This window comes from Novosphingobium barchaimii LL02 (assembly GCF_001046635.1).
Classification (GTDB): Bacteria; Pseudomonadota; Alphaproteobacteria; order Sphingomonadales; family Sphingomonadaceae; genus Novosphingobium; species Novosphingobium barchaimii.
In genome coordinates this window covers 743237-768349 of record NZ_KQ130452.1, presented here as the reverse complement: position 1 = coordinate 768349, position 25113 = coordinate 743237, and the positions used below count along the sequence as shown (strand labels likewise).

22 protein-coding genes are annotated in these 25113 nt (G+C 64.1%); 18 read left to right on the top strand and 4 right to left on the bottom strand.

What is annotated here, in order from left to right:
* The first annotated feature begins 130 nt into the window (after nt 1–130).
* Together dnaK and dnaJ are read left to right on the top strand one after the other, a co-directional pair.
* Nucleotides 131–2038 carry a molecular chaperone DnaK gene (gene dnaK / locus V474_RS03895; RefSeq protein ID WP_059150198.1) on the top strand — a complete coding sequence of 636 codons (1908 nt, stop codon included), beginning with the start codon at nt 131–133 and terminating at the stop codon, nt 2036–2038.
* An 81-nt stretch (nt 2039–2119) separates the two neighbouring features.
* Nucleotides 2120–3247 carry a molecular chaperone DnaJ gene (gene dnaJ / locus V474_RS03890; RefSeq protein WP_059150197.1) on the top strand — a complete coding sequence of 376 codons (1128 nt, stop codon included), beginning with the start codon at nt 2120–2122 and terminating at the stop codon, nt 3245–3247.
* Between the two features lie 109 nt (nt 3248–3356).
* Here the strand turns inward: dnaJ and V474_RS03885 are convergent, their stop codons facing one another.
* The gene (locus V474_RS03885; protein WP_059150196.1) at nt 3357–5693 is read right to left on the bottom strand and encodes a patatin-like protein; all 2337 of its coding nucleotides are present in this window, start codon (nt 5691–5693) and stop codon (nt 3357–3359) included.
* Between the two features lie 88 nt (nt 5694–5781).
* Here V474_RS03885 and radA point away from each other — a divergent pair, with 88 nt between their 5' ends.
* From radA to rnr, 7 genes are all read left to right on the top strand, one after another.
* On the top strand, nt 5782–7149 hold the full coding sequence (gene radA, locus V474_RS03880) for a DNA repair protein RadA (protein ID WP_059150195.1): 1368 nt from the start codon (nt 5782–5784) through the stop codon (nt 7147–7149).
* Nucleotides 7150–7161: 12 nt separating this feature from the next.
* The gene (locus V474_RS03875; protein WP_059150194.1) at nt 7162–7680 is read left to right on the top strand and encodes a CvpA family protein; all 519 of its coding nucleotides are present in this window, start codon (nt 7162–7164) and stop codon (nt 7678–7680) included.
* Between the two features lie 5 nt (nt 7681–7685).
* Nucleotides 7686–8105, top strand: a complete 420-nt coding sequence (locus V474_RS03870; RefSeq protein WP_059150193.1) for an iron-sulfur cluster assembly scaffold protein — start codon at nt 7686–7688, stop codon at nt 8103–8105.
* A 177-nt stretch (nt 8106–8282) separates the two neighbouring features.
* Nucleotides 8283–8861 carry a polyhydroxyalkanoate synthesis repressor PhaR gene (phaR, locus tag V474_RS03865; protein ID WP_059150192.1) on the top strand — a complete coding sequence of 193 codons (579 nt, stop codon included), beginning with the start codon at nt 8283–8285 and terminating at the stop codon, nt 8859–8861.
* 26 nt (nt 8862–8887) lie between these two features.
* Nucleotides 8888–9328, top strand: coding sequence for an NUDIX hydrolase (locus V474_RS03860; protein WP_059150191.1), 441 nt, complete (start codon nt 8888–8890; stop codon nt 9326–9328).
* A gap of 50 nt (nt 9329–9378) precedes the next feature.
* Nucleotides 9379–10938, top strand: coding sequence for a proline--tRNA ligase (gene proS, locus V474_RS03855; protein ID WP_059150190.1), 1560 nt, complete (start codon nt 9379–9381; stop codon nt 10936–10938).
* A 57-nt stretch (nt 10939–10995) separates the two neighbouring features.
* A complete protein-coding gene (gene rnr, locus V474_RS03850; protein ID WP_059150189.1) occupies nt 10996–13272 on the top strand; it encodes a ribonuclease R in 2277 nt (758 codons plus the stop codon).
* A 159-nt stretch (nt 13273–13431) separates the two neighbouring features.
* Here the strand turns inward: rnr and V474_RS03845 are convergent, their stop codons facing one another.
* Nucleotides 13432–13887 carry a universal stress protein gene (locus tag V474_RS03845; RefSeq protein WP_059150188.1) on the bottom strand — a complete coding sequence of 152 codons (456 nt, stop codon included), beginning with the start codon at nt 13885–13887 and terminating at the stop codon, nt 13432–13434.
* Nucleotides 13888–14053: 166 nt separating this feature from the next.
* Here V474_RS03845 and V474_RS03840 point away from each other — a divergent pair, with 166 nt between their 5' ends.
* From V474_RS03840 to lpdA, 4 genes are read left to right on the top strand one after another with little or no spacing between them, the layout of a single operon-like run.
* Complete coding sequence (locus V474_RS03840; protein ID WP_059150187.1) at nt 14054–15394, top strand: pyruvate dehydrogenase complex dihydrolipoamide acetyltransferase; 1341 nt, start codon at nt 14054–14056, stop codon at nt 15392–15394.
* Nucleotide 15395: 1 nt separating this feature from the next.
* Entirely contained in the window at nt 15396–15785 is a 390-nt protein-coding gene (locus V474_RS03835; RefSeq protein ID WP_059150186.1) for an acyl-CoA thioesterase, read from the top strand.
* 3 nt (nt 15786–15788) lie between these two features.
* Nucleotides 15789–16169 carry an acyl-CoA thioesterase gene (locus V474_RS03830; protein ID WP_059150185.1) on the top strand — a complete coding sequence of 127 codons (381 nt, stop codon included), beginning with the start codon at nt 15789–15791 and terminating at the stop codon, nt 16167–16169.
* Between the two features lie 4 nt (nt 16170–16173).
* A complete protein-coding gene (gene lpdA / locus V474_RS03825; RefSeq protein ID WP_059150184.1) occupies nt 16174–17595 on the top strand; it encodes a dihydrolipoyl dehydrogenase in 1422 nt (473 codons plus the stop codon).
* A gap of 98 nt (nt 17596–17693) precedes the next feature.
* Here lpdA and V474_RS03820 read toward each other — a convergent pair whose 3' ends face one another.
* Nucleotides 17694–18011 carry a PilZ domain-containing protein gene (locus V474_RS03820; protein WP_236710623.1) on the bottom strand — a complete coding sequence of 106 codons (318 nt, stop codon included), beginning with the start codon at nt 18009–18011 and terminating at the stop codon, nt 17694–17696.
* A 100-nt stretch (nt 18012–18111) separates the two neighbouring features.
* Nucleotides 18112–18363 (bottom strand): hypothetical protein, encoded by a 252-nt coding sequence (locus tag V474_RS26490; RefSeq protein ID WP_236710621.1) that lies wholly within the window; start codon nt 18361–18363, stop codon nt 18112–18114.
* Nucleotides 18364–18411: 48 nt separating this feature from the next.
* Between V474_RS26490 and acs the strand changes: the two genes are divergently transcribed.
* The 5 genes from acs to V474_RS03795 all read left to right on the top strand — a co-directional run bounded on the left by acs (nt 18412) and on the right by V474_RS03795 (nt 25113).
* Nucleotides 18412–20361, top strand: coding sequence for an acetate--CoA ligase (gene acs, locus V474_RS03815; protein WP_059150183.1), 1950 nt, complete (start codon nt 18412–18414; stop codon nt 20359–20361).
* A gap of 199 nt (nt 20362–20560) precedes the next feature.
* Nucleotides 20561–20968 (top strand): hypothetical protein, encoded by a 408-nt coding sequence (locus tag V474_RS03810; protein WP_059150182.1) that lies wholly within the window; start codon nt 20561–20563, stop codon nt 20966–20968.
* A 140-nt stretch (nt 20969–21108) separates the two neighbouring features.
* On the top strand, nt 21109–22509 hold the full coding sequence (locus V474_RS03805; protein WP_059150181.1) for a M20/M25/M40 family metallo-hydrolase: 1401 nt from the start codon (nt 21109–21111) through the stop codon (nt 22507–22509).
* Entirely contained in the window at nt 22506–23798 is a 1293-nt protein-coding gene (locus V474_RS03800; RefSeq protein ID WP_407938311.1) for a Xaa-Pro dipeptidase, read from the top strand. The genes V474_RS03805 and V474_RS03800 overlap by 4 nt, the downstream gene beginning before the upstream one ends.
* A 214-nt stretch (nt 23799–24012) precedes the next feature.
* On the top strand, nt 24013–25113 hold the full coding sequence (locus V474_RS03795) for a glycosyltransferase family 2 protein (RefSeq protein ID WP_082699583.1): 1101 nt from the start codon (nt 24013–24015) through the stop codon (nt 25111–25113).

The window sequence follows — 25113 nt, the reverse complement described above, 5'->3', positions numbered from 1 at the left end:
GTTCCAAGCAAAACCGCCCCTATATCGCGCCTCGACGACGTTAAGCGTCACCGAGCCGTGCAAGCTGCCTTGCCTTGTGTAAGGGAGGCGATCCGCACGGTGTCACCCACTGACGTGAGGAATGGGGATAATGGCTAAAGTAATTGGTATCGATCTTGGCACCACCAACAGCTGCGTCGCCGTCATGGACGGCGGCAAGCCCAAGGTCATCGAGAATTCCGAAGGCGCCCGCACGACGCCCTCGATCGTCGCATTCGCCAAGGATGGCGAGCGTCTGATCGGGCAGCCGGCAAAGCGCCAGGCCGTCACCAACGGCAACAACACGATCTTCGCGGTGAAGCGCCTCATCGGCCGCCGCTTCGACGATCCGGTGACCCGCAAGGACACCGAACTGGTCCCTTACACCATCGTCAAGGGCAAGAATGGCGATGCCTGGGTCCAGGCTGGCGGCGAAGACTACTCGCCTTCGCAGATCTCGGCTTTCACGCTGCAGAAGATGAAGGAAACCGCTGAGTCCTATCTGGGCGAGACGGTCACGCAGGCGGTCATCACCGTGCCTGCCTACTTCAACGACGCACAGCGCCAGGCCACCAAGGACGCCGGCCAGATCGCCGGTCTCGAAGTGCTGCGCATCATCAACGAGCCGACCGCGGCTGCGCTGGCTTACGGCCTCGACAAGCAGGACGGCAAGACCATTGCTGTCTATGACCTTGGCGGCGGCACCTTCGACGTGTCGGTCCTGGAAATCGGCGACGGCGTATTCGAGGTCAAGTCGACCAACGGCGACACCTTCCTGGGCGGCGAAGACTTCGATTCGAAGATCGTCGAATGGCTGGCCGAGAAGTTCAAGGCCAAGGAAAACATGGACCTGAAGACCGACAAGCTCGCTCTTCAGCGCCTGAAGGAAGCGGCTGAGAAGGCCAAGATCGAGCTGTCGTCCACCGCGACGACCGAGGTCAACCTGCCCTTCATCACCGCACGCATGGAAGGCGGCGCCACCACTCCGCTGCACCTCGTCGAAACGATCACCCGCTCCGACCTGGAGAAGATGGTCGCAGACCTGATCCAGCGCACTCTGGAACCCTGCCGCAAGGCGATCGCCGATGCCGGTCTTTCGGCCAAGGACATCGACGAAGTCGTGCTCGTGGGCGGCATGACCCGCATGCCCAAGGTGCGCGAAGTCGTGAAGGAGTTCTTCGGCAAGGAACCGCACACCGGTGTGAACCCTGACGAAGTCGTCGCCATGGGCGCGGCGATCCAGGCCGGCGTGCTGCAGGGCGACGTCAAGGACGTGCTGCTGCTCGACGTGACCCCGCTGTCGCTGGGCATCGAGACGCTGGGCGGCATCATGACCAAGATGATCGACCGTAACACGACGATCCCGACCAAGAAGAGCCAGGTCTACTCGACCGCCGAGGACAACCAGCAGGCGGTTACGATCCGCGTGTTCCAGGGCGAGCGCGAGATGGCGCAGGACAACAAGATGCTCGGCCAGTTCGACCTCGTCGGCATTCCGCCGTCGCGCCGGGGCGTGCCGCAGATCGAAGTGACCTTCGACATCGACGCCAACGGCCTCGTGAACGTGTCCGCCAAGGACAAGGGCACGGGCAAGGAACAGCAGATCCGCATCCAGGCCTCGGGCGGCCTTTCGGACAGCGACATCGACCAGATGGTTCGCGATGCCGAGAAGTTCGCCGAAGAGGACAAGAAGCGCCGCGAATCGGCCGAGGCCCGCAACCAGGCCGACAGCCTCGTCCATGCGACCGAGCAGCAGATCGCCGAGAACGGCGAGAAGATCGACGCCGCTCTGAAGGCTGAAGTCGAAGCCGCGATCGCCGCGGCCAAGACCGCGCTTGCCGGTGACGATGCTGCGGAAATCAACGCCAAGGCTCAGGAACTGAGCCAGGTGGCGATGAAGATGGGCCAGTCCATCTACGAGAAGGAGCAGGCTTCGGCTGCTTCGCCCGAAGCGGCCAAGGCCGGTGACGACGATGTGGTCGACGCCGAATTCTCGGAAGTCGATGAAAACAAGGGCTGATCAGTCCTGATGAAAACCCTGACCGCCACCGGTGCAAATCGCGCCGGTGGCGGTTAGAGTATTCCGGCGGGGAACTATCACGTGTCAGCTACTGAAATAGATTTTTACGAACTGCTCGAAGTCGAGCGTGGCGCCGATGACAAGGTCATCAAGTCGTCCTACCGCCGGCTTGCCATGCGCTATCACCCGGACAAAAATCCAGGGTGCGCCGATTCCGAAGCGAAATTCAAGCTCATCAGCGTCGCTTACGACTGCCTCAAGGACCCTCAGAAGCGCGCGGCCTACGATCGCTACGGCCATGCTGCCTTCCAGCAGGGCGCGGGCGGCGGCGGCGGCCAGGGCGGTGACTTCGGTGATATCGGCGACATCTTCGAATCGATCTTCGGCAGCTCGTTCGGCGGCGGCGGGCGTCAGCAGCAGCGCCGCGGCGCGGACCTGCGCTACGACATGGAAGTCAGCCTCGATGAGGCCTTCCGCGGTAAGAGCACCGAGATCACCATCGAAGTCTCGCAGGGGTGCGAACCGTGCAAGGGCACCGGCGCCGAGCCGGGCACCGCCAAGCGCGGCTGCTCGATGTGTGCCGGCCACGGCAAGGTGCGCGCGCAGCAGGGCTTCTTCGTTGTGGAACGCACCTGCCCGACCTGCCACGGCCGGGGCGAGGTCATCGAAAAGCCATGCCGTTCGTGCGGCGGCGAAGGCCGAGTGGACAAGCCGCAGACGCTGCAGGTGGACATCCCGCCGGGCGTGGATTCCGGCACCCGTATCCGTCTGTCCGGCAAGGGCGAGGCAGGACCGTTCGGATCACCTCCGGGCGATCTCTACATCTTCCTGCACGTCAAGCGTCACCGCGTCTTCGAGCGCGAGGGCACTACGCTGCTGACCCGAGTACCGATCACATTCACGACCGCAGCGCTGGGTGGATCGATCGAGATTCCCGGCATCGACGGGGAAGCGATCACCGTCGACATTCCCGCCGGCATCCAGTCGGGCAAGCAGCTGCGCAAACGCGGCACCGGGATGCCGGTGCTGCAGGGGCGCGGCCGTGGTGACATGGTCGTGGAGATTTCGGTGGAAACACCGACCAAGCTCTCCGTGCGGCAAAAGGAAATCCTGCGGGAATTGCAGGAGACCGAGACGGGTGACGAATGCCCCGGCTCCAAGGGCTTCTTCGACCGGCTGAAGGACGCCTGGAACGACCTGACCGAATAAGCGATTGCGGAGGGGAGTTCCGCCTGACGCAGCCTCGCGTCAGTCCGCAAGTCCCCTCCGTTAACCTTTTGCGGCGCTTGAATATTTTCAAGGGGGATGCGTAGGTATCCTAGCGCCTGGGCGTAAGCCCACCCCCCGCCAGAACCTCGCGCCGGATGCGCTTGACCAGCCCGGGATCGGCACGGAGCCGGGTCTTCTCCTCATCTAGGATGGCGATGAAGGCGCGGCGCTTGAACCCCAGCAGTTCCACCGGCGACATCGCGTGCTCGGCGCCCAGCGTCGATGCGATCATGTCCATAATACGCTCCGCCCCATGGAGACGTCCCCACAGATAATCGTTCTCGCGGTAGGTGCGGCTGAAGAAAGCACCGAAGTTGTAGAACTCGGTCCCGCGCAGCGTCTCGCCGGTGCCCCCGCGCCGGATCGCATGGCAGTCCTCGGGCGAAATCCGGTCGACCAGCACGGGATCGAACTCGTTCAGCCCTTCGCCGCGCAGCAGGGGCAGCGTTACGGTGTCGTAGAACGGGAATCCCAGATAGGCCAGCAGCACCCGCCGCCGCAGCGCCTGCGGCATGGCGGCCAGAGCCTGAGCCAGCAGATCGTCGACAGCGGCGTCGGCCTCGATCAGGTTACGCCGCTTTTCGATATGATCGACGACTGCTTGCGGGTCTTCAAAAAATGCCCGCGCCAGCGCCGGAAAATCATCGCCCAGCGCGGTCAGTGGCTCGCGCTCTATATAAAGCGAGAGCGCGGCATAGATCGCCGCGCGGGCGTTATCGCGGTCTTCTTCGGTGACGTCAGGCTCTGCTTCCCACTCCTGCGTCACCCGCCGCGCCAGCAGCCGCAGGCGGCGCACCCTGAACGCGATATCGTGCGCGCGGAAGAACCCGATCATCGCGGGAGAAACCGCCTCGCGCAGCGCCTGCATGCGATCGATCCCGCTGGCGGCAAGGTGCAGCATGAGCCGAGCCCTGATCGGGTCGGTCGATGGCAAATCCAGCTCCGGCGCTGCCTCCAGAACCATGCGGGCGATCATCGCCGCGATGCCGCTGAACTTGACCTGCGCATAGCCGTGATAGGCATATCCCGCCTGCTCCAACGCCGCGCCCTGCGCCTTGGCCCGCCACGCGGCGAGACGCTTTGGCGTCGGTCGGTCAAGGAACAGGGTATGGCCGAACAGCCTGTCCACCGTGTCCTCGATCTGCGGCCGCATGGCGAGAACGATCTCGCGCAGGGTCGCCATCTCACGCGACTGGCGGGCGAGGGTTTCCAGATTGTCTCGGATAGGCTGCTCGCGCGGGATCGCGGAAAGCGCGCCGAAGATCACCGGGAAGAAGCCGGGCAGGGCGGTATCGCGGCGCATCTCTGCGCCCAGGTGGTCGGGTGTTGGGTCGATATAGACAAAGCGCCGGTCGATTTCGCGCATGGCCGGCCGGTCGCGCAGCACCGCCATCGCATCCGAAAAGGGCGCGTTGACCAGCACTGAGCCATCAATCAGCGAGACCGAACCGAGTTCCCCGCGCCGCGCATGTTCGGGCATTACCCGCGCCAGGAAAGTGTCGCGCTCCGGCCAGGACGCGCCGTGTTCGGCGACAAGACGGTCGATCTCCTCGATCCTTAGCGGCGGGAAAGCGCCAGGGAAACTGGCCGAGGCCCGCGCCGCCAGCACCAGTTCCGGAATACCGGCCAGCGGCTGCCCGCTAGTTTTCCCGGCCACTGAATGGAAGCCCAAAGTCAGGCGGTGCTCGCTCTCCAGTACCAGTTCAGGCGAATGGAGCCGCAGCGTTTCAAGGTGGCCCTTGAAGTCGGTAGCCGTGACGAACAGGTCCAGCGGATGCTCCGCCGGTAGCAATGGTTTGCCTGCCGGCGCCTCGGCCATAGCCGTCAGCGCGCGGTAGAGCAGGCGCGAGAACCCGATGCCGCTGAACGGCGGCTCGAACCAGCGTGAGCGGATCAGGCGCGACAGCTTGTCGCGTACTTCCGCACGCGCCTCGGGCGCAACGCTGGCGCTCACCGCATTGCCGGGCCGGTGCAGCAGGTAGGAGACGAGGGGGCTGGCCCAGAACTTTGCCGCGCGCGATCCGGGCCGCGCCTCGGGATCGAGCAGCATGTCGACATCGGCATTGTCGAGCCATAGGTCGGTCAGTGGCTCCAGCGACTGCCCCGAATGAATCGCCTGCGCTAGGAACACGCTGTTGATGCCGCCCGCGCTAGCCCCGGCGACTATATCGGTCAGGATACGCAGGCGCACATTGCCTACACTTTCGAGCCGCTTGAGCAGGGCCAGATAAACCGCCGCGCTGCCCTCGGGCGCGTCCTCGCGTGACCATAGCGCACGGCTGGCCTGAAGGGCCTTCCACAGTTCCTTGGTGACGCCGTGCATGTAGACCGCAAGGCTGACACCGCCATAGCAGACCAGCGCGATCCGCAGTTCTTTCTGCTGCATTCACCTAGCTTGGCCCAGCGCGGCGATATTGGCAACATTACAAGAATGGCAATTGCGTTCTCATTCCGTTCCGGTTAGTCGAACAGCCATGGCGAAACCGAAACGTCGATTTATATGCCAGGCCTGCGGCGGCGTTTCCACGCGCTGGCAGGGCCAGTGCCCCGATTGCAGCGAGTGGAACACGCTGGCCGAGGACGCGCCGCAGACGATCTTCTCGTCCAAGCACGACTTGTCGTCAGGCGGGCGGCCGATCCTGTTCACGCCGCTCGACCAGCCCGGCGAAATCCCCAAGCGGCGCACCAGCGGCATCTCCGAGTTCGACCGGGCGCTGGGCGGCGGCTTCGTGCCCGGCTCGGCGATCCTGATGGGCGGCGATCCGGGTATCGGCAAGTCGACGATCCTGCTGCAGGTCTCGGCGAATGTGGCGAAGGCCGGCGGCCTTTCTGTCTACGTCAGCGGCGAGGAAGCCGCCGGACAGGTGCGTCTGCGCGCTGAGCGGCTCGGCCTTTCCAGCGCCCCGATCCAACTCGCGGCGGCAACTTCGGTGCGCGATATCCTGACCACGCTGGGCATGATGGACCCGCCGGCGCTGCTGGTGATCGATTCGATCCAGACCATGCATTCAGATCAGATCGAAGGCGCCCCCGGCACGGTCAGCCAGGTCCGCGGCTGCGCGTTCGAACTGATCCGCTACGCCAAGGAAAACGGCGTCATTCTGGTCCTCGTCGGCCACGTCACCAAGGATGGCTCGATCGCCGGCCCGCGCGTGCTGGAACACATGGTCGACGTGGTGATGAGCTTCGAGGGCGAGCGCAGCCATCAGTACCGCATCCTGCGATCCTTGAAGAACCGCTTCGGGCCGGTCGACGAGATCGGCGTCTTCGCGATGGAGGGTACGGGCCTCGCCGAAGTCGGCAACCCCTCGATGCTGTTCCTCTCCGGCCGCGAGGAACCAATGGCGGGCAGCGCAGTGTTCCCGGCGATGGAAGGGACCCGCCCGGTACTGGTTGAAATCCAGGCACTGATCGTACGCCTGCAAAGCGGAGCCACTCCGCGCCGCGCCGTGGTGGGCTGGGATTCGGGCCGGATGGCAATGCTTCTCGCCGTGCTGGAAGCGCGCTGCGGGCTGAGTTTCTCCAGCGCCGAAGTCTACCTCAATGTCGCGGGCGGCTACCGCCTGAGTGACCCCGCCGCCGACCTTGCCGTCGCCGCCGCGCTGATATCGGCGCTGGGCGACAAACCGCTGCCGACGACCGCCGTGTGGTTTGGCGAAGTCTCGCTCGCGGGGGAGATTCGCCCGGTCGCCCATGGCTCGATCCGGCAGCGTGAATCTGCCAAGCTTGGTTTTGAGAGCGCGTTCGGGCCTTCCAATGGACCGCCGCCGGAACAGGGGCTGAAATTTTCCGGGCTGGCAATGTTGCCCAACCTCGTTGACCGCATCCTGTCCGATGCCTAATCGTCTCCGTCTATGACTGGCTTCGACATTGCCGTGCTGCTCTTCGTGGGCCTCGGCGCCATTACCGGCTTTATCCGCGGCTTCGTGCAGGAGATCCTGGCGCTGGCCGCGTGGGTCTTTGCGATCTTCGCCATCCGCATGCTGCACACACCGGCCACGGCATGGCTGGAGCCGCATGTCGGTTCGGAATCGGGTGCAGCGGTGCTTGCTTTCGCGCTATGCCTCGGCATTCCCTTCGCGCTTGTGAAGCTGGTCGCCAGATGGGCGGGAAGCAAGAGCAGGGCCTCGGTCCTGGGGCCGATCGACCGGGTGCTGGGATTGGGCTTCGGCGCGGTGAAGGGCGTGATCATCATCGTGCTGGGTTTCTCGGTGCTGGTGCTGGGCTACGATACCGTATGGGGCGTAGGCGGCCGGCCTGACTGGATCACGACCGCACGGACTTATTCCTTCATAAACGCCAGCAGCGAAGCGCTCGTCCAGGTGATCGCCGAGCGCCGCCGCGAAGCTGTCGCCGCTGAGACGGCGCGCTGAGCGCTATGACCGCGGCGGTTCTCTACACCCCCGAAGTACTTGGCCTGACGATTGAACTGGCGCGCTATCCGCTCACCGACGATCTTGCGCTGCGCGGTGAGGGGCGCTCGAAGAGTTGCGGCAGCACCATTACCCTCGGTCTCTCGACCGGGGCCGGCGGCATTGTCGAACGGATCGGCGTACGCAGTCAGGCCTGCGCTGTCGGGCAGGCGGCGGCCGCCATCTTCGCAAGCGCTGCCGCAGGATTCACCTCGGACCAGATTGCGCAAGCACGCCGCGCGATTGCCGCTTGGCTGGGCGGTGAAGGTGACTTCCCGGACTGGCCGCGCCTTGACGCCATAGCCGCCGCGCGTGACTACCCGGCGCGCCACGGCGCCGTGATGCTGCCGTGGAATGCTGCCCTGGATGCACTTTCGCCCACGTAAATTAACGCCTGCCGGTGTGCTTGCGCCGCATGGAGCCTTCAGCCAGCGTTTTAGTCGAAAATTCCGCCAGTTATCGGATGTATTTCGGATATTCCCTCTTTTGCTGCGCAGCAATTTGTGTTGCAATGCGATATTGCAGGATGATATCCTAAACATCCGCAGGATTGGGGACTGGTAATGGCTGAAACGGCGTCGACTGACGACAACACCGTAATCATCAAGAAATACGCAAACCGGCGGCTCTACAACACCCGCTCGTCAAGCTATATCACGCTTGACCACCTCTCCAAGATGACCCGCGAGGGGGTGGACTACAAGGTTCTCGACGCCAAGACCGGCGCCGACATCACCCACACCATCCTGACCCAGATCATCATGGAAGAAGAATCCAACGGCGAGCAGATGCTTCCCGTGAACTTCCTGCGCGAACTCATCAGCATGTACGGCAATTCGATGCAGTCTCTGATCCCGCATTATCTGGAAGCCTCGATGGAAAACTTCCGGGCCAACCAGTCCAAGCTCGCCAAGGCATTCGAGGACAGCCTCGGCAACAACCCTCTGGCCAAACTGGCCGAGCAGAACATGGCAATGTTCCGCGCGGCGTCGTCGGCCTTCATGCCCGGCGCTGAAAAGGGTGATGCGCCCAAGGCGCCGTCCGAAGCCCCGGCGCCCGCCGCCGACTCGGCAGGCGATCTTTCCGCGCTGCGCGACCAGATGGCCGAAATCCAGAAGCGGCTCGACTCTCTGGGCAAGTAATCGGCTTCCGTATCTGGATCGAACTGATGGCACCCCGCGCGTCTCGGCCTGCCGCGCGCATCATCCTGCTGGACGATGCGGGCAGAATTCTGCTGTTCCGGTTCGATCCGCCGGACCGTGCGCCATTCTGGTGCACGGCAGGCGGCGCCGTCGATCGCGGCGAAACCTTCGAGCAGGCCGCGCGCCGCGAACTGCTTGAGGAAACCGGCATCACTGCCGATCCCGGGCCGGAAATTGCTCAGAAGCGGGCCGAATTCATCACCATCGAAGGCGTGCCGGTCATCGCCGACGAGCGCTATTTCCGTGTGCGCCTGCCGGCCGGTGTCGATCCCGATGCGATCGACACCGGCGGCCATACCGAACTCGAACGCGCGGTCATGAAAACCTGGCGCTGGTTCGACCGCGCTGCACTCGCCGCGCTGGAGGAACAGTTCTTTCCCGAAGATCTGGCAGACTTTCTCGATTAGCCGTTTCGCGGCGTTTGAACCTTGGCCCAAGTGCCGCTAACAGCGCTGCCATGAATCAGAAGTCCAACCAGACGCCCGCCATCCGCCACGCCCTCACCACCAAGCGCGAAGACGATTTCGCCCAGTGGTATCAGGAAGTCGTTTCCGAAGCCGAGATGGCTGAGGAATCCGGCGTTCGCGGCTGCATGGTCATCAAACCGTGGGGCTACGGCGTGTGGGAGCGCATCCAGCGCCTGATGGACGACCGTATCAAGGCCGCCGGCGTCCAGAACTGTTACTTTCCCCTGTTCATCCCGCTTTCCTACTTCGCCAAGGAAGCCGAGCACGTCGAAGGCTTCGCCAAGGAAATGGCGGTCGTCACCCATCACCGTTTGATCGGTGACGGCAAGGGCGGACTGGTGCCCGATCCCGAGGCGAAGCTGGAAGAACCGCTGATCGTGCGCCCCACCTCGGAGACGGTGATCGGCCAGGCCATGGCGCGCTGGGTGCAGTCGTGGCGTGACCTGCCGCTGATGGTCAACCAGTGGGCCAACGTGGTGCGCTGGGAAATGCGCACGCGCATGTTCCTGCGTACCAGTGAGTTCCTCTGGCAGGAGGGCCATACCGCCCATGCCGACAAGGGCGACGCTATGGAGGAAACCCTGCGCGCGCTGGAAATGTACCGCGATTTCGCCGAGGACGAGCTGGCGATGCCGGTGGTCGCTGGTGAGAAGCCCGAGAACGAGCGCTTTCCCGGCGCCGTCGCGACGTATTCGATCGAGGCGATGATGCAGGACGGCAAGGCACTTCAGGCCGGCACCTCGCACTATCTGGGCACCGGCTTCGCCCACGCCGCCGGCATCACCTTCCAGGACCGCGAAGGCACGCAGCAATATGCGCACACGACCAGCTGGGGTACGTCGACCCGGATGATCGGCGGCCTCATCATGGTTCACGGCGACGACGATGGCCTGCGCGTACCGCCGCGCGTCGCGCCGCAGCAGATCGTAATCCTGCCGATGCTGCGCGAAACGCCGGAAGACGACGCGCTGCTCGCGTACTGCGAGGAGCTGCGCAAAGCGCTTGCCAGCCAGTCCACGCTGGGCGAGCCGGTGCGCGTGCTGCTCGACAAACGCCCCGGCAAGGCCACGCAGAAGCGCTGGGCCTGGGTCAAGAAGGGCGTGCCGATCGTGCTGGAAATCGGCGGCCGCGATGCCGCGGGCGGCCAGGTTTCGATGCTGCGCCGCGACCGCCTGTGGAACGAAGCCGCCAAGGCCAACTTCGTCGGTATGGCCAAGGACGATTTCATTGCCCGCGCCGCTGCCGAGATCGAGGACATCCAGACCTCGCTCTATGCCGAAGCGAAGGCGCGCCGCGATGCCAACATTGCGACCGCCACCAGTTTCGATGAAATCGCCGCGTTCTTCTCCGACGACAAGCGCTATCCGGGCTGGGTCGAAGTCGAGTGGGCACGCCCCACGGGCGACGAACTGGAAGCTGTGGTGCAAAAGCTCAAGACGCTCAAGCTGACGATGCGCAACACCCCGCTGGGCGCGGCTCCGGCAACGGGTTCGTGCGTCTTCACTGGACGTCCGGCGGTGGAGAAGATCTACGTGGCACGGTCTTACTGATCCGGGCCGATGGCGCGCCCATTGCATTAGCGCGCCATCGGCTCCATTGCTGGCCTCATGCCTTTCAAGAACCGGCCCGCTCCCGGCTTGCCCACGCGCAAGCAGATCCTCGACTTCATCCAGAATGCGCCCGAAACAGTGGGCAAGCGCGAGATTGCGCGGCATTTCGGCCTGCAGGGCGCGGAGAAGATCCAGCTCAAGGCGCTTCTCAAGGACATGGCCGAGGAAGGCCTGATAGACGGCAAGCGCACCGCTTTCCACAAGATGGGCGGGCTGCCCAAGGTCACCGTGCTGCGTGTGATCGATATCGAGGAAGGCGAGGCCATCGCCGTGCCCGATACCTGGCAGCCCGATGACGCCACCCCGCCGCCGCGCATTCGCCTTATCGAGAAGGGGCCGCGCGGCCAGCGCCCGCCTGCCGCCCTGCGCAAGGGCGACCGCGTGCTGGCGCGGACCGAGGAGAGCGAAACCGGCTGGCGCGCTTACCCGATGAAGAAGCTGGAACTGCGCGCGGACCAGGTGCTGGGCGTGGTCGAGGTGGACACCGCCGGCAAGGCTTGGCTGGCGCCGGTCGACAAGCGCATCCGCAATTCCTCGCTGATTTCCGACCTTGGCGGCGCCAAGCCGGGCGAACTGGTGCTGGGCGAGCCGATCGGCAAGTCGATGCGGCCTTCGATCAAGGTGGTGCAGGTGCTGGGCGAACCGCTGGCGCCCAAGGCCTTCAGCCTGATTGCGATCCACAAGCACGGCATCCCCAACCACTTCGGACAGGAAACGCTGGACGAGGCGCAAGCTGCGGCGAAACTGCTGCTCAGTCATGACAAGCGCGAGGACCTGCGGCATCTGCCGATCGTCGCCATCGATCCCTCCGATGCGCGCGATCACGACGACGCGATCTGGGCCATGCCGGATGGGAAGGGCGGTTTTGATGCCCTCGTGGCCATCGCCGACGTCTCGTTCTACGTGCGCCCCGGGGGCGAGATCGACCGCGAGGCCCGCAAACGCGGCAACTCAGTCTACTTCCCCGACCGCGTCGTACCGATGCTGCCCGAAGTGCTGAGCGCCGATGTCTGCTCGCTGCGCTCGGGCGAGGACCGTGCGGCGATGGCCTGCCACATGAAAATCGACGCCGAGGGTCGCGTCACCGAATGGCGCTTTACCCGCGCCCTGGTCCGCATTCACGAGGTCATCGCCTATGAAGAAGCGCAGGCGCGGATGGACGAGGACCGCGCGGAGGATCACCTAAAGCATCTTTGGGCCTGCTGGGCAGCGCTGGCCACGGCGCGCAAGAACCGCGATCCGCTGGAACTGGAGCTGCCCGAGCGCCGCGTGCAGTTGGACGACAAGGGCCGCATCACCGAAATCGCCATCCGCGAGCGGCTTGACGCGCACAAGGTGGTCGAGGACTTCATGATCGCGGCCAACGTCGCGGCCGCCAAGGCGCTGGAATCCAAGGTCGCTCCGGTGGTCTACCGTATCCACGAGACGCCGAGCCGCGAGAAGTTGATGGCCCTCAAGGACTACCTCGCGACGTTCGAAAAGAAGCTGTCGCTCGGGCAGGTCATCACGCCGGGCCTGTTCAACCGGATGCTCAAGGACATCACCGGCGAGGCCGAAAAGGCGCTCATCATGGAAGCCGTGCTGCGCAGCCAGACGCAGGCCTATTACGGCCCCAGCAATGCCGGGCACTTCGGCCTGGCGCTGGGTTCGTACGCGCACTTCACCTCGCCGATCCGGCGCTATGCCGATCTTCTGGTGCACCGTTCGCTGGTCGACGCCTATGGGCTGGAGCAGCCCCGGCCCGACGGTAACATCCCCGCGACCTCTGGTCTGGCGGAGCGCGACCGCAGCGACCTTGGCCGCATCAGCGACGCGATCAGCAAGGCCGAGCGCCGCGCCATGGAGGCCGAGCGCGAGACGATCGACCGCTACGTCGCCGCCTGGCTGTCGAGCCGGGTGGGCGAGGTGTTCGACTGCCGCATCACCGGGGTCCAGAAGTTCGGCTTCTTCGCCACGATCCTCAGCCTCGGCGGTGACGGCCTCGTACCTGTCTCGACATTAGGAGACGAGCGGTTTGGCTATGACGAGAAGGCACAGGTGCTGGTGGGCGAACGCACCCGCACCACTTATGCCATCGGGCAGATCGTGCGTCTGCGCTTGGCCGAGGCCAACCCGCTGACGGGTGCGCTCAAGTTCGAGCTGGAGGACGCCGAAGGCAGCATCGAGCCGCGCGGGCGTCCGCAGCAGCAGGCCTTCCAGAAGCGCGGCAACCACTTGGTGGGCAAGCGCGGGCGGCCGGCGAATATCCGGCACAAGGGGAAGAACAAGCGGTAGGCTGGCGCCGTGCCCTGCCTTCATCCTTCGAAAAGCTCAGGATGAGCGGAGTTGGGTGGGGCAGGGGCTGCCAGCAAGCGCAGTCTGAACGCCTTCGATTTTCCGCTCATGCCGAGCGTGTCGAAGCCTCGTGACCATCCGCTGCCTTCGCAGCAAATCTCAGCTCAACCGTTCAATCGCATCCGCGTCCAGTCCGCCGGGCACCACGAAAACCGGGCAGGTCATGTGCGCCATGCCCGCGCCGGTGAAGTGCGCGACAAGCGGCCCCGGTCCGCCTTCGTTCGCGGCGCCAAGCACCAGCGCCGAAACCTCCGGATGTTCCTCAAGGTATTTGCGCACCACCTTGATGTCTTCTCCAACGCGTACAGATATTACCGGCATCTTCGCGCCTTGCGACAAAAGGTTTCCGGCAGCCGCCGTCACCAGCGTTTCGGCGCGTGCGCGGGCCTCTTCCTCGATGGTGGCCTGAACCCCGGCGAATGCGTTGAAGGGCTGCGGCGGGACGAGCGCAAGAAGGTGCAAAGCCCCGCCAGTCTTGGCCGCGCGCCTTGCAGCGAACTGCAGCGCGACCAGCGCTTCGTCGCTTTCATCGACAATCACCAGGTAGATACGCATGGCCGTTCCCTCTCAGCCCGGCTTATCGGGCCGATTGAACTACTGCGCAAGCCATCACAGTTGCGAAAAAAGGAACGCCAAGGCGCTTGTGCGCGCGCGCCAAAATGTCCAAGGAAAGGCCAACCCGCAGACCCTCCCCAGGATAACAAGGGACGAAATCGCTTCCATGCCCATCGAGATCAAGATGCCCGCCCTGTCGCCCACGATGGAAGAAGGCAAACTCGCCAAATGGCTGGTCAAGGAAGGTGACACCGTTTCCTCCGGCGACATCATGGCCGAAATCGAAACCGACAAGGCCACGATGGAGTTCGAGGCCGTCGACGAAGGCACCATCGGCAAGATCACCATCGCTGAAGGCACCGAAGGCGTGAAGGTCGGCTCCGTGATCGCCGTGCTTCTCGGCGAGGACGAGGACGCCTCCGCCATCGACGCCGCCCCCAAGGCTGACGCCCCCAAAGCCGACGCGCCTAAGGATGAGGCCGCCAAGGACGAAACCGCTAAGGTTGAAACCAAGTCCGCACAGCCCGCTCCCGCCGCCAAGGCTGAAACCAAGGCTCCGGCCGCAACCCAGGAGGGCCGCGTGATCGCATCCCCGCTTGCCAAGCGTATCGCCGCCGCCAAGGGCGTCGACATCGAAGCACTGACCGGCACCGGCCCCAATGGCCGCGTCGTCAAGGCTGACGTCGAAGCTGCCCAGCCGGGCGCTGCCAAGGCGAAGAAGGCCGCGCCTGCCGCTCAGAACGACACCGCTCCCGCCGCGCCGGCTTCCACGGTCGAGATGGCCGCGGAAACCCGCGCACTGCTCGACGCGCGCATCCCCCACAGCGTCGAGAAGCTGTCCGGCATGCGCAAGACGATCGCGCGCCGCCTTACGCAGTCCATGCAGGAAGCGCCGCATATCTACCTCACGGTCGACGTGCGCCTCGACAAGCTTATGGCCCTGCGCGCCGACATCAACACCGCGCTGGAAAAGCAGGGCGTGAAGGTTTCGGTCAACGACATGCTCATCAAGGCCCTTGGCCTGGCGCTGATCGAAGTGCCCGAATGCAACGTGACCTTCGCTGGCGGCGAGCTCATCAAGTATGAGCGCGCCGACGTTTCGGTGGCGGTTTCGATCCCCGGCGGCCTGATCACCCCGATCGTGCAGGACGCCAACGGCAAGTCGCTTTCGGCGATCGCCAAGGCCAGCAAGGACCTGGCCGCTCGGGCCAAGGACGGCAAGCTCAAGCCTGAGGAATACCAGGGCGGCACCGCCTCGATCTCGAACATGGGCATGATGGGTATCAAGCAGTTCACTGCCGTCATCAATCCCCCGCAGGCGACCATCCTCGCCATTGGGGCAGGCGACAAGCGTCCCTGGGTCATGCCAGACGGTTCGCTGGGAGTAGCAACCGTGATGACAGCAACCGGCAGTTTCGATCACCGCGCCGTGGACGGCGCCGATGGCGCACGCCTGATGGCCGCGTTCCGCAACTATGTCGAAAACCCGCTGGGCATGGTCGCCTGAGATGGAGCATGAGGCCGGAGACCTCGTCATTCGCGTGACCGCGATGCCGACCGACCTCAACCCCTATGGCGGCGTCTTCGGGGGCTGGCTGATGAGCCAGCTTGCCCTTGGCGCCGCTTCTCTGGTGACCCGGCGCACCGGCCACAAGGCCGTGGTCGTGGGTGCGACCGACTTTACTTTTCCCGGCGCGATGGTCGTGGGCGATGAACTCAACGTCTTTGCGCAGGTGGCAAGGACCGGGCGAACTTCGATGACCATTGTCACGCGCGGCTTCGGCCGGGCGCGGGCGAGCGAGGATCAGGTCGAAGTCGCCGCCGGCACTTTCACCTTCGTTACGCTGGATGAGAACGACCGGCCACGTTCGATCGCCACGACCATGGGTGTCGATTGATATATGACTGAAGAATACCGCGAACCCGTCATACGCATTACCGCGATGCCTGCCGATGCCAACGCGTACGGCGACATCTTCGGTGGCTGGCTGATGAGCCTGATGGACATGGGCGCCGGCCTGATCGCCGCGCGCCATTCGCACGGCCGCGCGGTGACCATCGCGATGGACGGCATGCAGTTCCACAAACCCGTGAAGATCGGCGACGAAGTCTCCGTCTACGGAAACTTGCGCAAGGTGGGGCGATCCTCGATGACCATCGCCATCGAGGCGTGGCGGCGCCACCGTCATGAAGAAGAACAGGTGAAGGTGACCGAAGCGGTCTTCACCTTCGTTGCGATCGACGATGCGGGCAAACCCCGCGCTATCGAACAGGAGAGTTGATTCAGTGGCTGATACTTACGACGTCATCGTTCTCGGTTCCGGCCCCGGCGGCTACGTTGCCGCGATCCGCGCGGCGCAGCTGGGCCTGAAGACCGCCATCGTCGAGCGTGAACTGCTCGGCGGCATCTGCCTCAACTGGGGCTGCATCCCGACCAAGGCCCTGCTGCGCTCGGCCGAGATCCTGCACCACATGAAGCACGCCAAGGACTACGGGTTGGCAGCGGACAACATCACCGCCGACCTCGACGCCATCGTCAAGCGTTCGCGCGGCGTGGCCAAGCAGCTCAATCAGGGCATCACGCACCTGATGAAGAAGAACAAGATCACCGTGCACATGGGCACCGGCAAGCTCGTCGCGCCCGGCAAGCTGGAAGTGACCGGCGACAAGGGCGCTGAAACCCTGTCGGCCAAGCACATCATCATCGCCACCGGCGCCCGCGCCCGCGCCCGCGATCTGCCAAAGGTCAAGGCCGACGGCAACCGTGTGTGGACCTATCGCCACGCGATGACGCCGAAGGAAATGCCGACCAAGCTGCTGGTCCTGGGTTCGGGCGCCATCGGCATCGAATTCGCCAGCTTCTACAACGACATGGGCGTCGATGTGACGGTCGTCGAGATGCTCGACCGGATCGTGCCGGTCGAGGACAAGGACATTTCGGTGTTCCTGGAAAAGTCGCTGACCAAGCAGGGTATCAAGATCCTGACAGGCGCCAAGGCCGGCGACGTAGTGCCGTCCGACAAGGGTGTCAGCGTCAAGATCACCCCCAAGGGCGGCAAGGAAGAGACGCAGGAATTCAGCCACGTCATCGTCGCCATCGGCATCGTGCCCAACGTCGAGAACATTGGCCTGGAAGACCTGAAGATCGAGCCGGACGAGAAGTTCTTCGTCAAGGTGGACGACTATGGCCGCACCAACGTCCCTGGCGTCTGGGCCATCGGCGACTGCGTGAAGGGCCCATGGCTGGCGCACAAGGCCAGCCATGAAGGCACCACAACGGCCGAATCCATCGCCAAGGAAATGGGCAACAAGGACGTCCACCCGCATCCGCTGGATCGCAACAACATCCCGGGCTGCACCTATTGCCATCCGCAGATCGCGTCGGTCGGCATGACCGAGGCCAAGGCCAAGGAAGCCGGTTATGAGGTCAAGGCCGGAACCTTCCCGTTCATCGGCAACGGCAAGGCCATCGCGCTTGGCGAGGCAGAAGGCTTCGTCAAGACGGTGTTCGACGCCAAGACCGGCGAACTGCTGGGCGCTCACATGATCGGGGCGGAAGTGACCGAGATGATCCAGGGCTACGTGGTGGGCAAGACCCTCGAAACCACCGAGGCCGAACTGATGAACACGGTGTTCCCGCACCCGACGATCTCGGAAACGATGCACGAGGCGACGCTTGCCGCTTACGGACGCGCGCTCCACATGTGACGTGCATTCATTGCGAAGCGAAAGGGGCGGGCCGCAAGGTCCGCCCCTTTTCGTTTGGGTCAGCTCCGGTGTTCATGACCGGACGCGGCTTTCTGTGGTTACCCGGCTGCCCTGACGATATGTTCGAACACCGCGACATGCAGCGGCTCGGCGAATTCGCAGCCTACGGCGCCGTCACGCACCCAGCAGATGCGGGCGCTCAGGAGCTGAAGCCCGGGAATGCGGATGCGCAGCGGCACTTCGGGCCGCGCGTCGGCGAAACTGGCTATGCGGAAACCGCCGGGGGAGAGGTCTTCCAGCCGCGCCACTTTCCAGGGGCGGGTGCCCTGACGTACTTCGCACAGAATCTCGACGCCGATTCGCGTGGAACGCGCCGCGTGCCCATCGTTCCGACCATTGATTCCGTCGTGCTGCAATGTTCTCTCCTTGGACGAGATGCACGCTTGGCGCGCAAGGCGTTACCATGTCGTTAGCGTTTCGACGCAGAGTGTCTCCAAAACGGTGGAGCGTCTGATTTTACCGGAAATTCCGTGCCAGAACGAACAGCTTCGGATCTTCTTCAAGGGGTTCGGGCGTGAAGCCTTTCTCGCGTTCAGGATCGATGGCGGCGTGGTTGTCCTGGCTCACGATCGAGACTGCCCGGCGGCATCCTCTCCCGTGCGTCACGTCTTGATCCAGATCACAAGCGGCCCCACTTTCGGCACTGCCTGCTGTCCTGACACCGATGTTCGGTGTCGTGACCGCGCGCCGGCCGTGATAAGGCTGCATCAAGGCCGGAAGAGCCCGGCACGAATGACGCGAGAGGAGAGCATCCAAATGGCTGACGCCGTCTATCCCGTACCCACCGAGTGGGCCGAGAATTCCCTGATCGACGACGCCCGCTACCAGGAAATGTACGAAAAGTCGGTTGCGGACCCGGACGCCTTCTGGCGCCAGGAGGCCCAGCGCCTCGACTGGATCAAGCCATTCACCGTGGTCAAGCAGACCAGCTTCCATGAGGAAGACTTCGGCATTTCGTGGTTCACCGATGGCACTCTGAACCTCTCGGCCAATTGTCTCGACCGGCACCTGGACGCACATGGCGATGACATTGCGATTCTATGGGAGCCGGACAGCCCGGACCAGCCGGAACGCCGCATCACTTATCGCCAGCTTCATGAACAGGTCTGCCGTTTCGCCAATCTCCTCAAGGCGAAGGGCGTCAAAAAGGGCGAGCGCGTCACCATCTACCTGCCGATGGTGCCCGAGGCTGCCGTCGCCATGCTCGCCTGCGCCCGGATCGGCGCGATCCACTCCATCGTTTTCGCCGGCTTCTCGCCAGACGCGCTGGCGGGCCGCATTACCGATTGCGACAGCCGCATCGTGCTCACCGCCGACGAGGGCCTGCGCGGCGGCAAGAAAGTTCCGCTGAAAGCCAATGTCGACGAGGCTGTACAGCGCTCGTCCTGCGTCGATACGGTGATCGTGCTGGCCCATACCGGCGGCGGTACGCCTTTGGTGGAGGGCCGCGATATCGACTGGGCCTCCGCCGTCGCCGACCAAAGCGCCGATTGCGCGCCTGAGGAAATGAATGCGGAAGACCCGCTGTTCATCCTCTACACCTCCGGCTCCACCGGCAAGCCAAAGGGCGTGCTGCACACCACCGGCGGCTATTCGGTATGGGCCTCGATGACGCATGAATACGTCTTCGATTACCGCCCCGGTCAGATTTTCTGGTGCGCGGCGGATGTGGGCTGGGTGACCGGCCACTCTTACGCCGTCTACGGCCCGCTGATGAACGGCGCGACCACGGTCATGTTCGAAGGCGTGCCCAATTTCCCCGATCCCAGCCGGTTCTGGCAGATCGTCGACAAATTCGGTGTCGAGATATTCTACGGCGCTCCCACGGCCCTGCGCGCTCTGATGCGCGAAGGCGACGACTGGGTGAAGAAGACCAGCCGCAAATCACTGCGCCTGCTGGGCAGCGTGGGCGAGCCGATCAATCCCGAGGCATGGTCGTGGTATCACGAAGTCGTGGGCGAGGGGCGCTGCCCGATCGTCGACACTTGGTGGCAGACGGAAACCGGCGGCATCATGATCACCCCGCTGCCGGGCGCCACGGCGCTGAAACCCGGCTCCGCCACCCGCCCGATGTTCGGCGTTCAGCCCAGGCTGGTCGATACCGAGGGCAAGGAGATAGAAGGCGCGGGCGACGGCTGCCTGGTCCTCACCGACAGCTGGCCCGGCCAGATGCGCACCGTCTGGGGCGATCATGACCGGTTCTTCCAGACTTATTTCAGCACCTTCAAGGGCACCTATTTCACCGGCGACGGCTGCCGCCGCGACGAGGACGGGTACTACTGGATCACCGGGCGCATCGATGATGTCATCAACGTCTCGGGCCACCGCATGGGCACGGCCGAAGTAGAAAGCGCGCTCGTCGCTCATCCCAAGGTCGCGGAAGCGGCGGTGGTGGGCATGCCGCACGAGATCAAGGGGCAGGGCATCTACGCCTTCGTCACCACCAATGCCGAAGTCGAGCCGGACGAGGCCCTGCGCAAGGACCTCATCGCCTGGGTCCGCCATGAGATCGGCCCGATCGCCACGCCCGATGTGATCCAGTTCGCACCTGGGCTGCCCAAGACCCGCTCGGGAAAGATCATGCGCCGTATCCTGCGCAAGATCGGCGAGAACGACTTTTCGAACCTGGGCGACACTTCGACGCTGGCGGACCCTTCGGTGGTCGACAGCCTGATCGCCAACCGGCCTCAGCCCGCCGCCGCCTGATTTCGAGGAAACCCTGGCGACGGTCGGTAATGATATTGCCGGCCGTCTTTGCTAAATCTCCGATTGTTCCCCATTATTCGAGACCGAGTTGCATCAGTTAAATATTGTTACACCGGCAATATTCGCCTTATCCAAGTAATGATCCGGGCCTACAGTTTCGTTGATGTGGCCTTGTGCCATGTGACTGGAGGGGCATATCATGAAGAAATCCATCCTCATTCTGGCCGCGCTGTTCGCGGCGCCTGCCGCTCATGCGCAAGCGGCGGTCGGCAAGGCCCCCTCCTGCCCTGTAGGCACCCAATACACGACGATCCGGCACAGTGCCGTAATTCCCGGCAAATGGGCGACCTTTGAAAAGGCCGTTGCCGACCATCAGGCATGGTATGCAAAGCATGACAGCACCACGACCACGACCATCGTGCGCATGCTCGCCCGGCGCGGCAGCGCAGCGCCCTTGTCGGACAGCGATGCCGTGACCATCACCCGTTATGCAGACAAGGCCCCGCCACCCCATGATGCAGGCTGGGAAGCCTTTACCGCCGAATATAAGGCGAGCAGCACCATCAAGGATGAAATGCGCGTCTGCATGCCCGCCAGGGCACGGTAATTGCGCGCGGGCTTTGAAACGTCGGGGCGCGTTTGACGCTACCCTGAATTTGGCTCTGATATCGCGCTGCTTCGTCCTTGCGCCGTGCCGCGCGGGCGGACAGGATGCGCTTTGCGACGCAACTGTCAGGGGCTTTATCCATGCGCTTCAACCTTCCGGTGCTCATCTCGCTGGGGGCCAGCCTGCTGGTCTCCACCGCCGTGCAGGCCAAAGGCCATCCCGAGGCGGAGAAGCAGGTGCTGGACCTGTCGAAGCAGACGATCGCGCTCAGGTCCGTGCGGGGGCCGGGCAACATGACGCCGCAGGTCGCCGAAGTGCTGAAGGCTGCCCTGCTCAAAGCCGGATGGGACGCGAAGGACATCGAGATCGTCCCGCTGGACGACACAGCCTATCTGATCGCCACCTGGAAAGGCAGCGACCCGGCGCTTGGCCCGGTGGTGCTCTCAGCCCACATGGACGTGGTGGAAGCCAAGCCTGCCGACTGGGAGCGAGATCCTTTTACTCCGATCGTAGAGAACGGCTACCTGTTCGGGCGCGGCTCCAGCGATACCAAGTTCGAGGCGGCGCTGGCTTTGTCTTCGGTGATCGAACTGCGGCGTCAGGGCTTCAAGCCGAAGCGCAGCATCGTCATCGCCTATTCCGGCGACGAGGAAACCACCATGGACACCTCCAAGGTGATCGCGCAGCGCCTCAAGAATGCCGATATCGTCCTCAACGTGGACGGTTCGTCGGGCACGCTCGCAGAAACCGGAAAGCCGCTGTACTGGAGCTGGCAGGGCGGGGAGAAGACTTACGTCGACTACAAGGTCGATGTCACCAACCCCGGCGGCCATAGCTCCGCCCCGCGCCCCGAAAATGCGATCGTCCAGTTGTCCGAGGCGATGGCGAAGATCGGTGCGTATCAGTTCAAGCCCGAAGTCAACGACATCACCCGTGAATACTGGACCCAGGCCGCCAGGATCGAGCCTGACGCCAAACTGGCCGCTGCGATGAAGGCCTTCGTCGCCAACCCGCAGGACGATGCTGCGCTGGCGGTACTGCGGGCCAATCCGGCGACGGTGGGCAAAGTCTCGACGACCTGCGTACCGACGATGATCGCGGGCGGTCATGCCCAGAACGCGCTGCCGCAGAGCGCCACCGCCAACATCAACTGCCGCATCTTCCCCGGCCATACCCGGGCAGAGATCATGGCAGAACTGGAGAAAGTCGCGGCGATGCCGCCTGCGAAATTCAGCGACGTGACCGGCGACGATTCCGTCGAAGCGCCGGCCTCTCCGATGCGTGCCGATTTCGTGGCGGCCGCGCGCAAGGCGGTGACGGCGGCCTGGGGTCCGGTGCCGATCATCCCGACGCAGGCATCGGGCGCATCGGATTCGATGTGGTACCGCGCGCTGGGCGTGCCCAGCTACGGCGCGAGCGCCTCGATGAGCAAGGACTCAGACGATTTCTCGCACGGTCTGAACGAGCGCATTGCCCTGCTGAACATCGCGCCGGGCGTTACGTACTATCTCAGCCTGCTCAAGGACTTGACGGCCAAGTGAAACGCGCCGGGCTGACCGCCGCCCTGGCCCTGACGGCGCTGGATTTCACGGCGCTGGCGCAGACCGCAGGGGCCCGGTCGATCTACGTTGCCGCGGGCCGGTTGGTCGACGTGGCCAAGGGCACGGCAACGACCGGTCAGTGCGTGCTGGTTGAGGACGATCGCATCGCGCGCGTCGAGACCTGCGCCGCGACGCCGCCGGGCGCGCAGGTGCTGGACTGGTCCGCCTATACCGTGCTGCCTGGGTTGATCGACCTGCACACACATCTTGCCGACACCGGCCAGAGCGCGGACGTGGCAGCGCCCCTCAAGACCTCGCCGCAGGCCACAGCCCTGATCGGGGCGCACAATGCGAAGATCACGCTGGAGGCGGGCTTCACGACCGTGCGCGATGTCGGCACCTATCGCGGCCTTACCGACGTCGCCCTGCGCGATGCGATAGCAGGCGGCATGGTGCCCGGCCCGCGCATGTTCGTGGCTGGGGCCTATATCACCGCGCCCGGCGGCGGCGGCGAACTCAACGGCGTGGTCCGCAACGACGAACTGCCCGCCGACATGCGCCTTGGCGTCGTGCGCGGAGCAGGCGAAGCCCGAGAGCGGACCGAATATCTGTTCTCCCACGGCGCCGACTTCATCAAGATGATCGCCACCGGCGCCGTCCTCGCCATCGGCACCGAGCCGGGCAAGGTCGAACTCTCGGACGACGAGATGCGTGCCGTCGTCGCGGTCGCCAAGGCTCACGGCAGCTACGCCACCGCCCACGCTCACGGGGCCGAGGGCATCAAGGCGGCCATCCGCGCCGGGGTCCACAGCGTCGAGCATGCAAGTCTGATCGATGACGAGGGTCTCGCCATGGCGAAGAAGGCCCGCGTCTGGCTCATCATGGATATCTACGACGGAGACTGGATCGACCAGCAGGGCACGAAGGAAGGATGGCCCGAGGAATACCTGCGCAAGAACCGCGAGACAACCCAGGTCCAGCGCGATGGTTTCGCCAAGGCGGTGAAGCGCGGCGTCAAGCTGGCCTTCGGGACCGATGCAGGCGTTTATCCACACGGCTTCAACGCGCGCCAGTTCGCCTACATGGTCCGTTATGGCATGACGCCCGCGCAGGCGATCCGTTCGGCAACAATCGACGCCGCCACGCTGATCGGTCATGAGAAGGAACTGGGTTCGATAGAGCCGGGCAAGTTCGCAGACATGATCGCGGTGCAGGGCGACCCCCTGGTAGACGTGCGTGCGCTGGAAAGCGCGGCTCATGTCATGAAGGGCGGCGCGATCGCAAAATGACGCGCTGAGCGGTCGGCTGGCAAAGACAAATTCTTGCGAATTTCGTGTCCTGATAATTCTCCACGTAAAATAAGTTTATAGCACCGTCATTGCCGGAAAAGTGCCAGTAATGCCTCTTGCCTATGCTTCTGTTAAGGAAAGTTATCTGGACGATATTTCGCGAGTGTGATGTAGTTTTGCTCAGGCGATTACCCGCTGTCGTGCCGGAGCTTCTATGCCCACGCTTTCGATCTGCATTCCGACATACAACCGCTCCCACTACCTCGCTGAACTTCTTGACAGTATCATTGCTCAGGACATGCCCGAGATCGAAGTCGTCGTCAGCGACGATGGCTCGCCGGACGACACTGCCGCTCTCGCGCGGCGCTATGGCGAGAGGATCGCGCGGTTCACTTTCCTGCACCAGCCGGTCAATATCGGCGTCGACCGTAATATTCGGGCCGTCACGGAAGCCGCGACGGGCGACTACATCTGGTTGATCGGCGATGACGATCGTCTGGAACCGGGCGGTGCCCGCCGGGTGATGGATGCTATCGAGCGCTGGCCGGGAGTGGTCGGACTGACGCTTGGTGTGGTCGATTACGACGTGACCCTTCGCCATGTCACCGGCCTGCGAGTCATGCCCAGGACGCAGATGATCGAAGGCGCGGCGGCGGTTTTCAGCCGCACGGCGGACTTGCTCGGCTACATATCGGGGACCGTCGTGGATCGCCGCAAGTGGAACGTGGCCAGCGCCGATCCCAGTGCGCGCGCCATGAAGAACCTCTACTCGCCGGTCTACATCCTGGGCCGCGCGGTGGGCGCTGACGGTGGGTGGGGCATCGTCAACGAGCCTTGCATCGGATTCCGATCCGGCAACGATCAGCTCAAGCGCAGGGTCGGCTGGCTGGAGCGCTTGAAAATCGACGTGCGTGCTTATGACGAGATCGCAGACCTGCTTTTTGCTGGCGACTGCATCGCACACCGGGCGATGTGCAAGCGGGTGTTCGATACGCACATCCTTGCCCGCATCGTCAATGCAAGGACAGGCGGGGAAGATTCCGGAGAGAGGCTGGATGCGGCGATCTACCTGATCGGTCGTTATGCGGCGATGCCCCGACTGTGGTTGCTCGGCCTGCCGATGCTGTTCGCCCCCGCCGCGATGCTTCGCGCAGTCCGCAGCGCCTACAAGCGGATGGTCGGCTCATCGGGCACGGCAAGGGCCCGGCAGTTCGTTTCGGCCGAAAGCGCCGCTGCGGCCACCCGCGTCCCGCTCCCACATGGCAGCGATCCGATCCTTCGCGGCGCGGTGCGGCTGCAAGGCCAGTTCCACTAG

Bases quoted from the DNA above. Each gene is read 5' to 3' on its own strand.
- V474_RS26490 (WP_236710621.1), bottom strand. From the start codon at position 18,363: ATGCAGCCTTATCACGGCCGGCGCGCGGTCACGACACCGAACATCGGT.
- V474_RS03810 (WP_059150182.1), top strand. From the start codon at position 20,561: ATGAAGAAATCCATCCTCATTCTGGCCGCGCTGTTCGCGGCGCCTGCC.
- V474_RS03830 (WP_059150185.1), top strand. From the start codon at position 15,789: ATGACTGAAGAATACCGCGAACCCGTCATACGCATTACCGCGATGCCT.
- radA (WP_059150195.1), top strand. From the start codon at position 5,782: ATGGCGAAACCGAAACGTCGATTTATATGCCAGGCCTGCGGCGGCGTT.
- V474_RS03885 (WP_059150196.1), bottom strand. From the start codon at position 5,693: ATGCAGCAGAAAGAACTGCGGATCGCGCTGGTCTGCTATGGCGGTGTC.
- V474_RS03870 (WP_059150193.1), top strand. From the start codon at position 7,686: ATGACCGCGGCGGTTCTCTACACCCCCGAAGTACTTGGCCTGACGATT.
- V474_RS03840 (WP_059150187.1), top strand. From the start codon at position 14,054: ATGCCCATCGAGATCAAGATGCCCGCCCTGTCGCCCACGATGGAAGAA.
- V474_RS03805 (WP_059150181.1), top strand. From the start codon at position 21,109: ATGCGCTTCAACCTTCCGGTGCTCATCTCGCTGGGGGCCAGCCTGCTG.
- phaR (WP_059150192.1), top strand. From the start codon at position 8,283: ATGGCTGAAACGGCGTCGACTGACGACAACACCGTAATCATCAAGAAA.
- V474_RS03835 (WP_059150186.1), top strand. From the start codon at position 15,396: ATGGAGCATGAGGCCGGAGACCTCGTCATTCGCGTGACCGCGATGCCG.
- V474_RS03875 (WP_059150194.1), top strand. From the start codon at position 7,162: ATGACTGGCTTCGACATTGCCGTGCTGCTCTTCGTGGGCCTCGGCGCC.
- dnaK (WP_059150198.1), top strand. From the start codon at position 131: ATGGCTAAAGTAATTGGTATCGATCTTGGCACCACCAACAGCTGCGTC.
- rnr (WP_059150189.1), top strand. From the start codon at position 10,996: ATGCCTTTCAAGAACCGGCCCGCTCCCGGCTTGCCCACGCGCAAGCAG.
- proS (WP_059150190.1), top strand. From the start codon at position 9,379: ATGAATCAGAAGTCCAACCAGACGCCCGCCATCCGCCACGCCCTCACC.
- V474_RS03860 (WP_059150191.1), top strand. From the start codon at position 8,888: ATGGCACCCCGCGCGTCTCGGCCTGCCGCGCGCATCATCCTGCTGGAC.
- V474_RS03795 (WP_082699583.1), top strand. From the start codon at position 24,013: ATGCCCACGCTTTCGATCTGCATTCCGACATACAACCGCTCCCACTAC.
- acs (WP_059150183.1), top strand. From the start codon at position 18,412: ATGGCTGACGCCGTCTATCCCGTACCCACCGAGTGGGCCGAGAATTCC.
- V474_RS03845 (WP_059150188.1), bottom strand. From the start codon at position 13,887: ATGCGTATCTACCTGGTGATTGTCGATGAAAGCGACGAAGCGCTGGTC.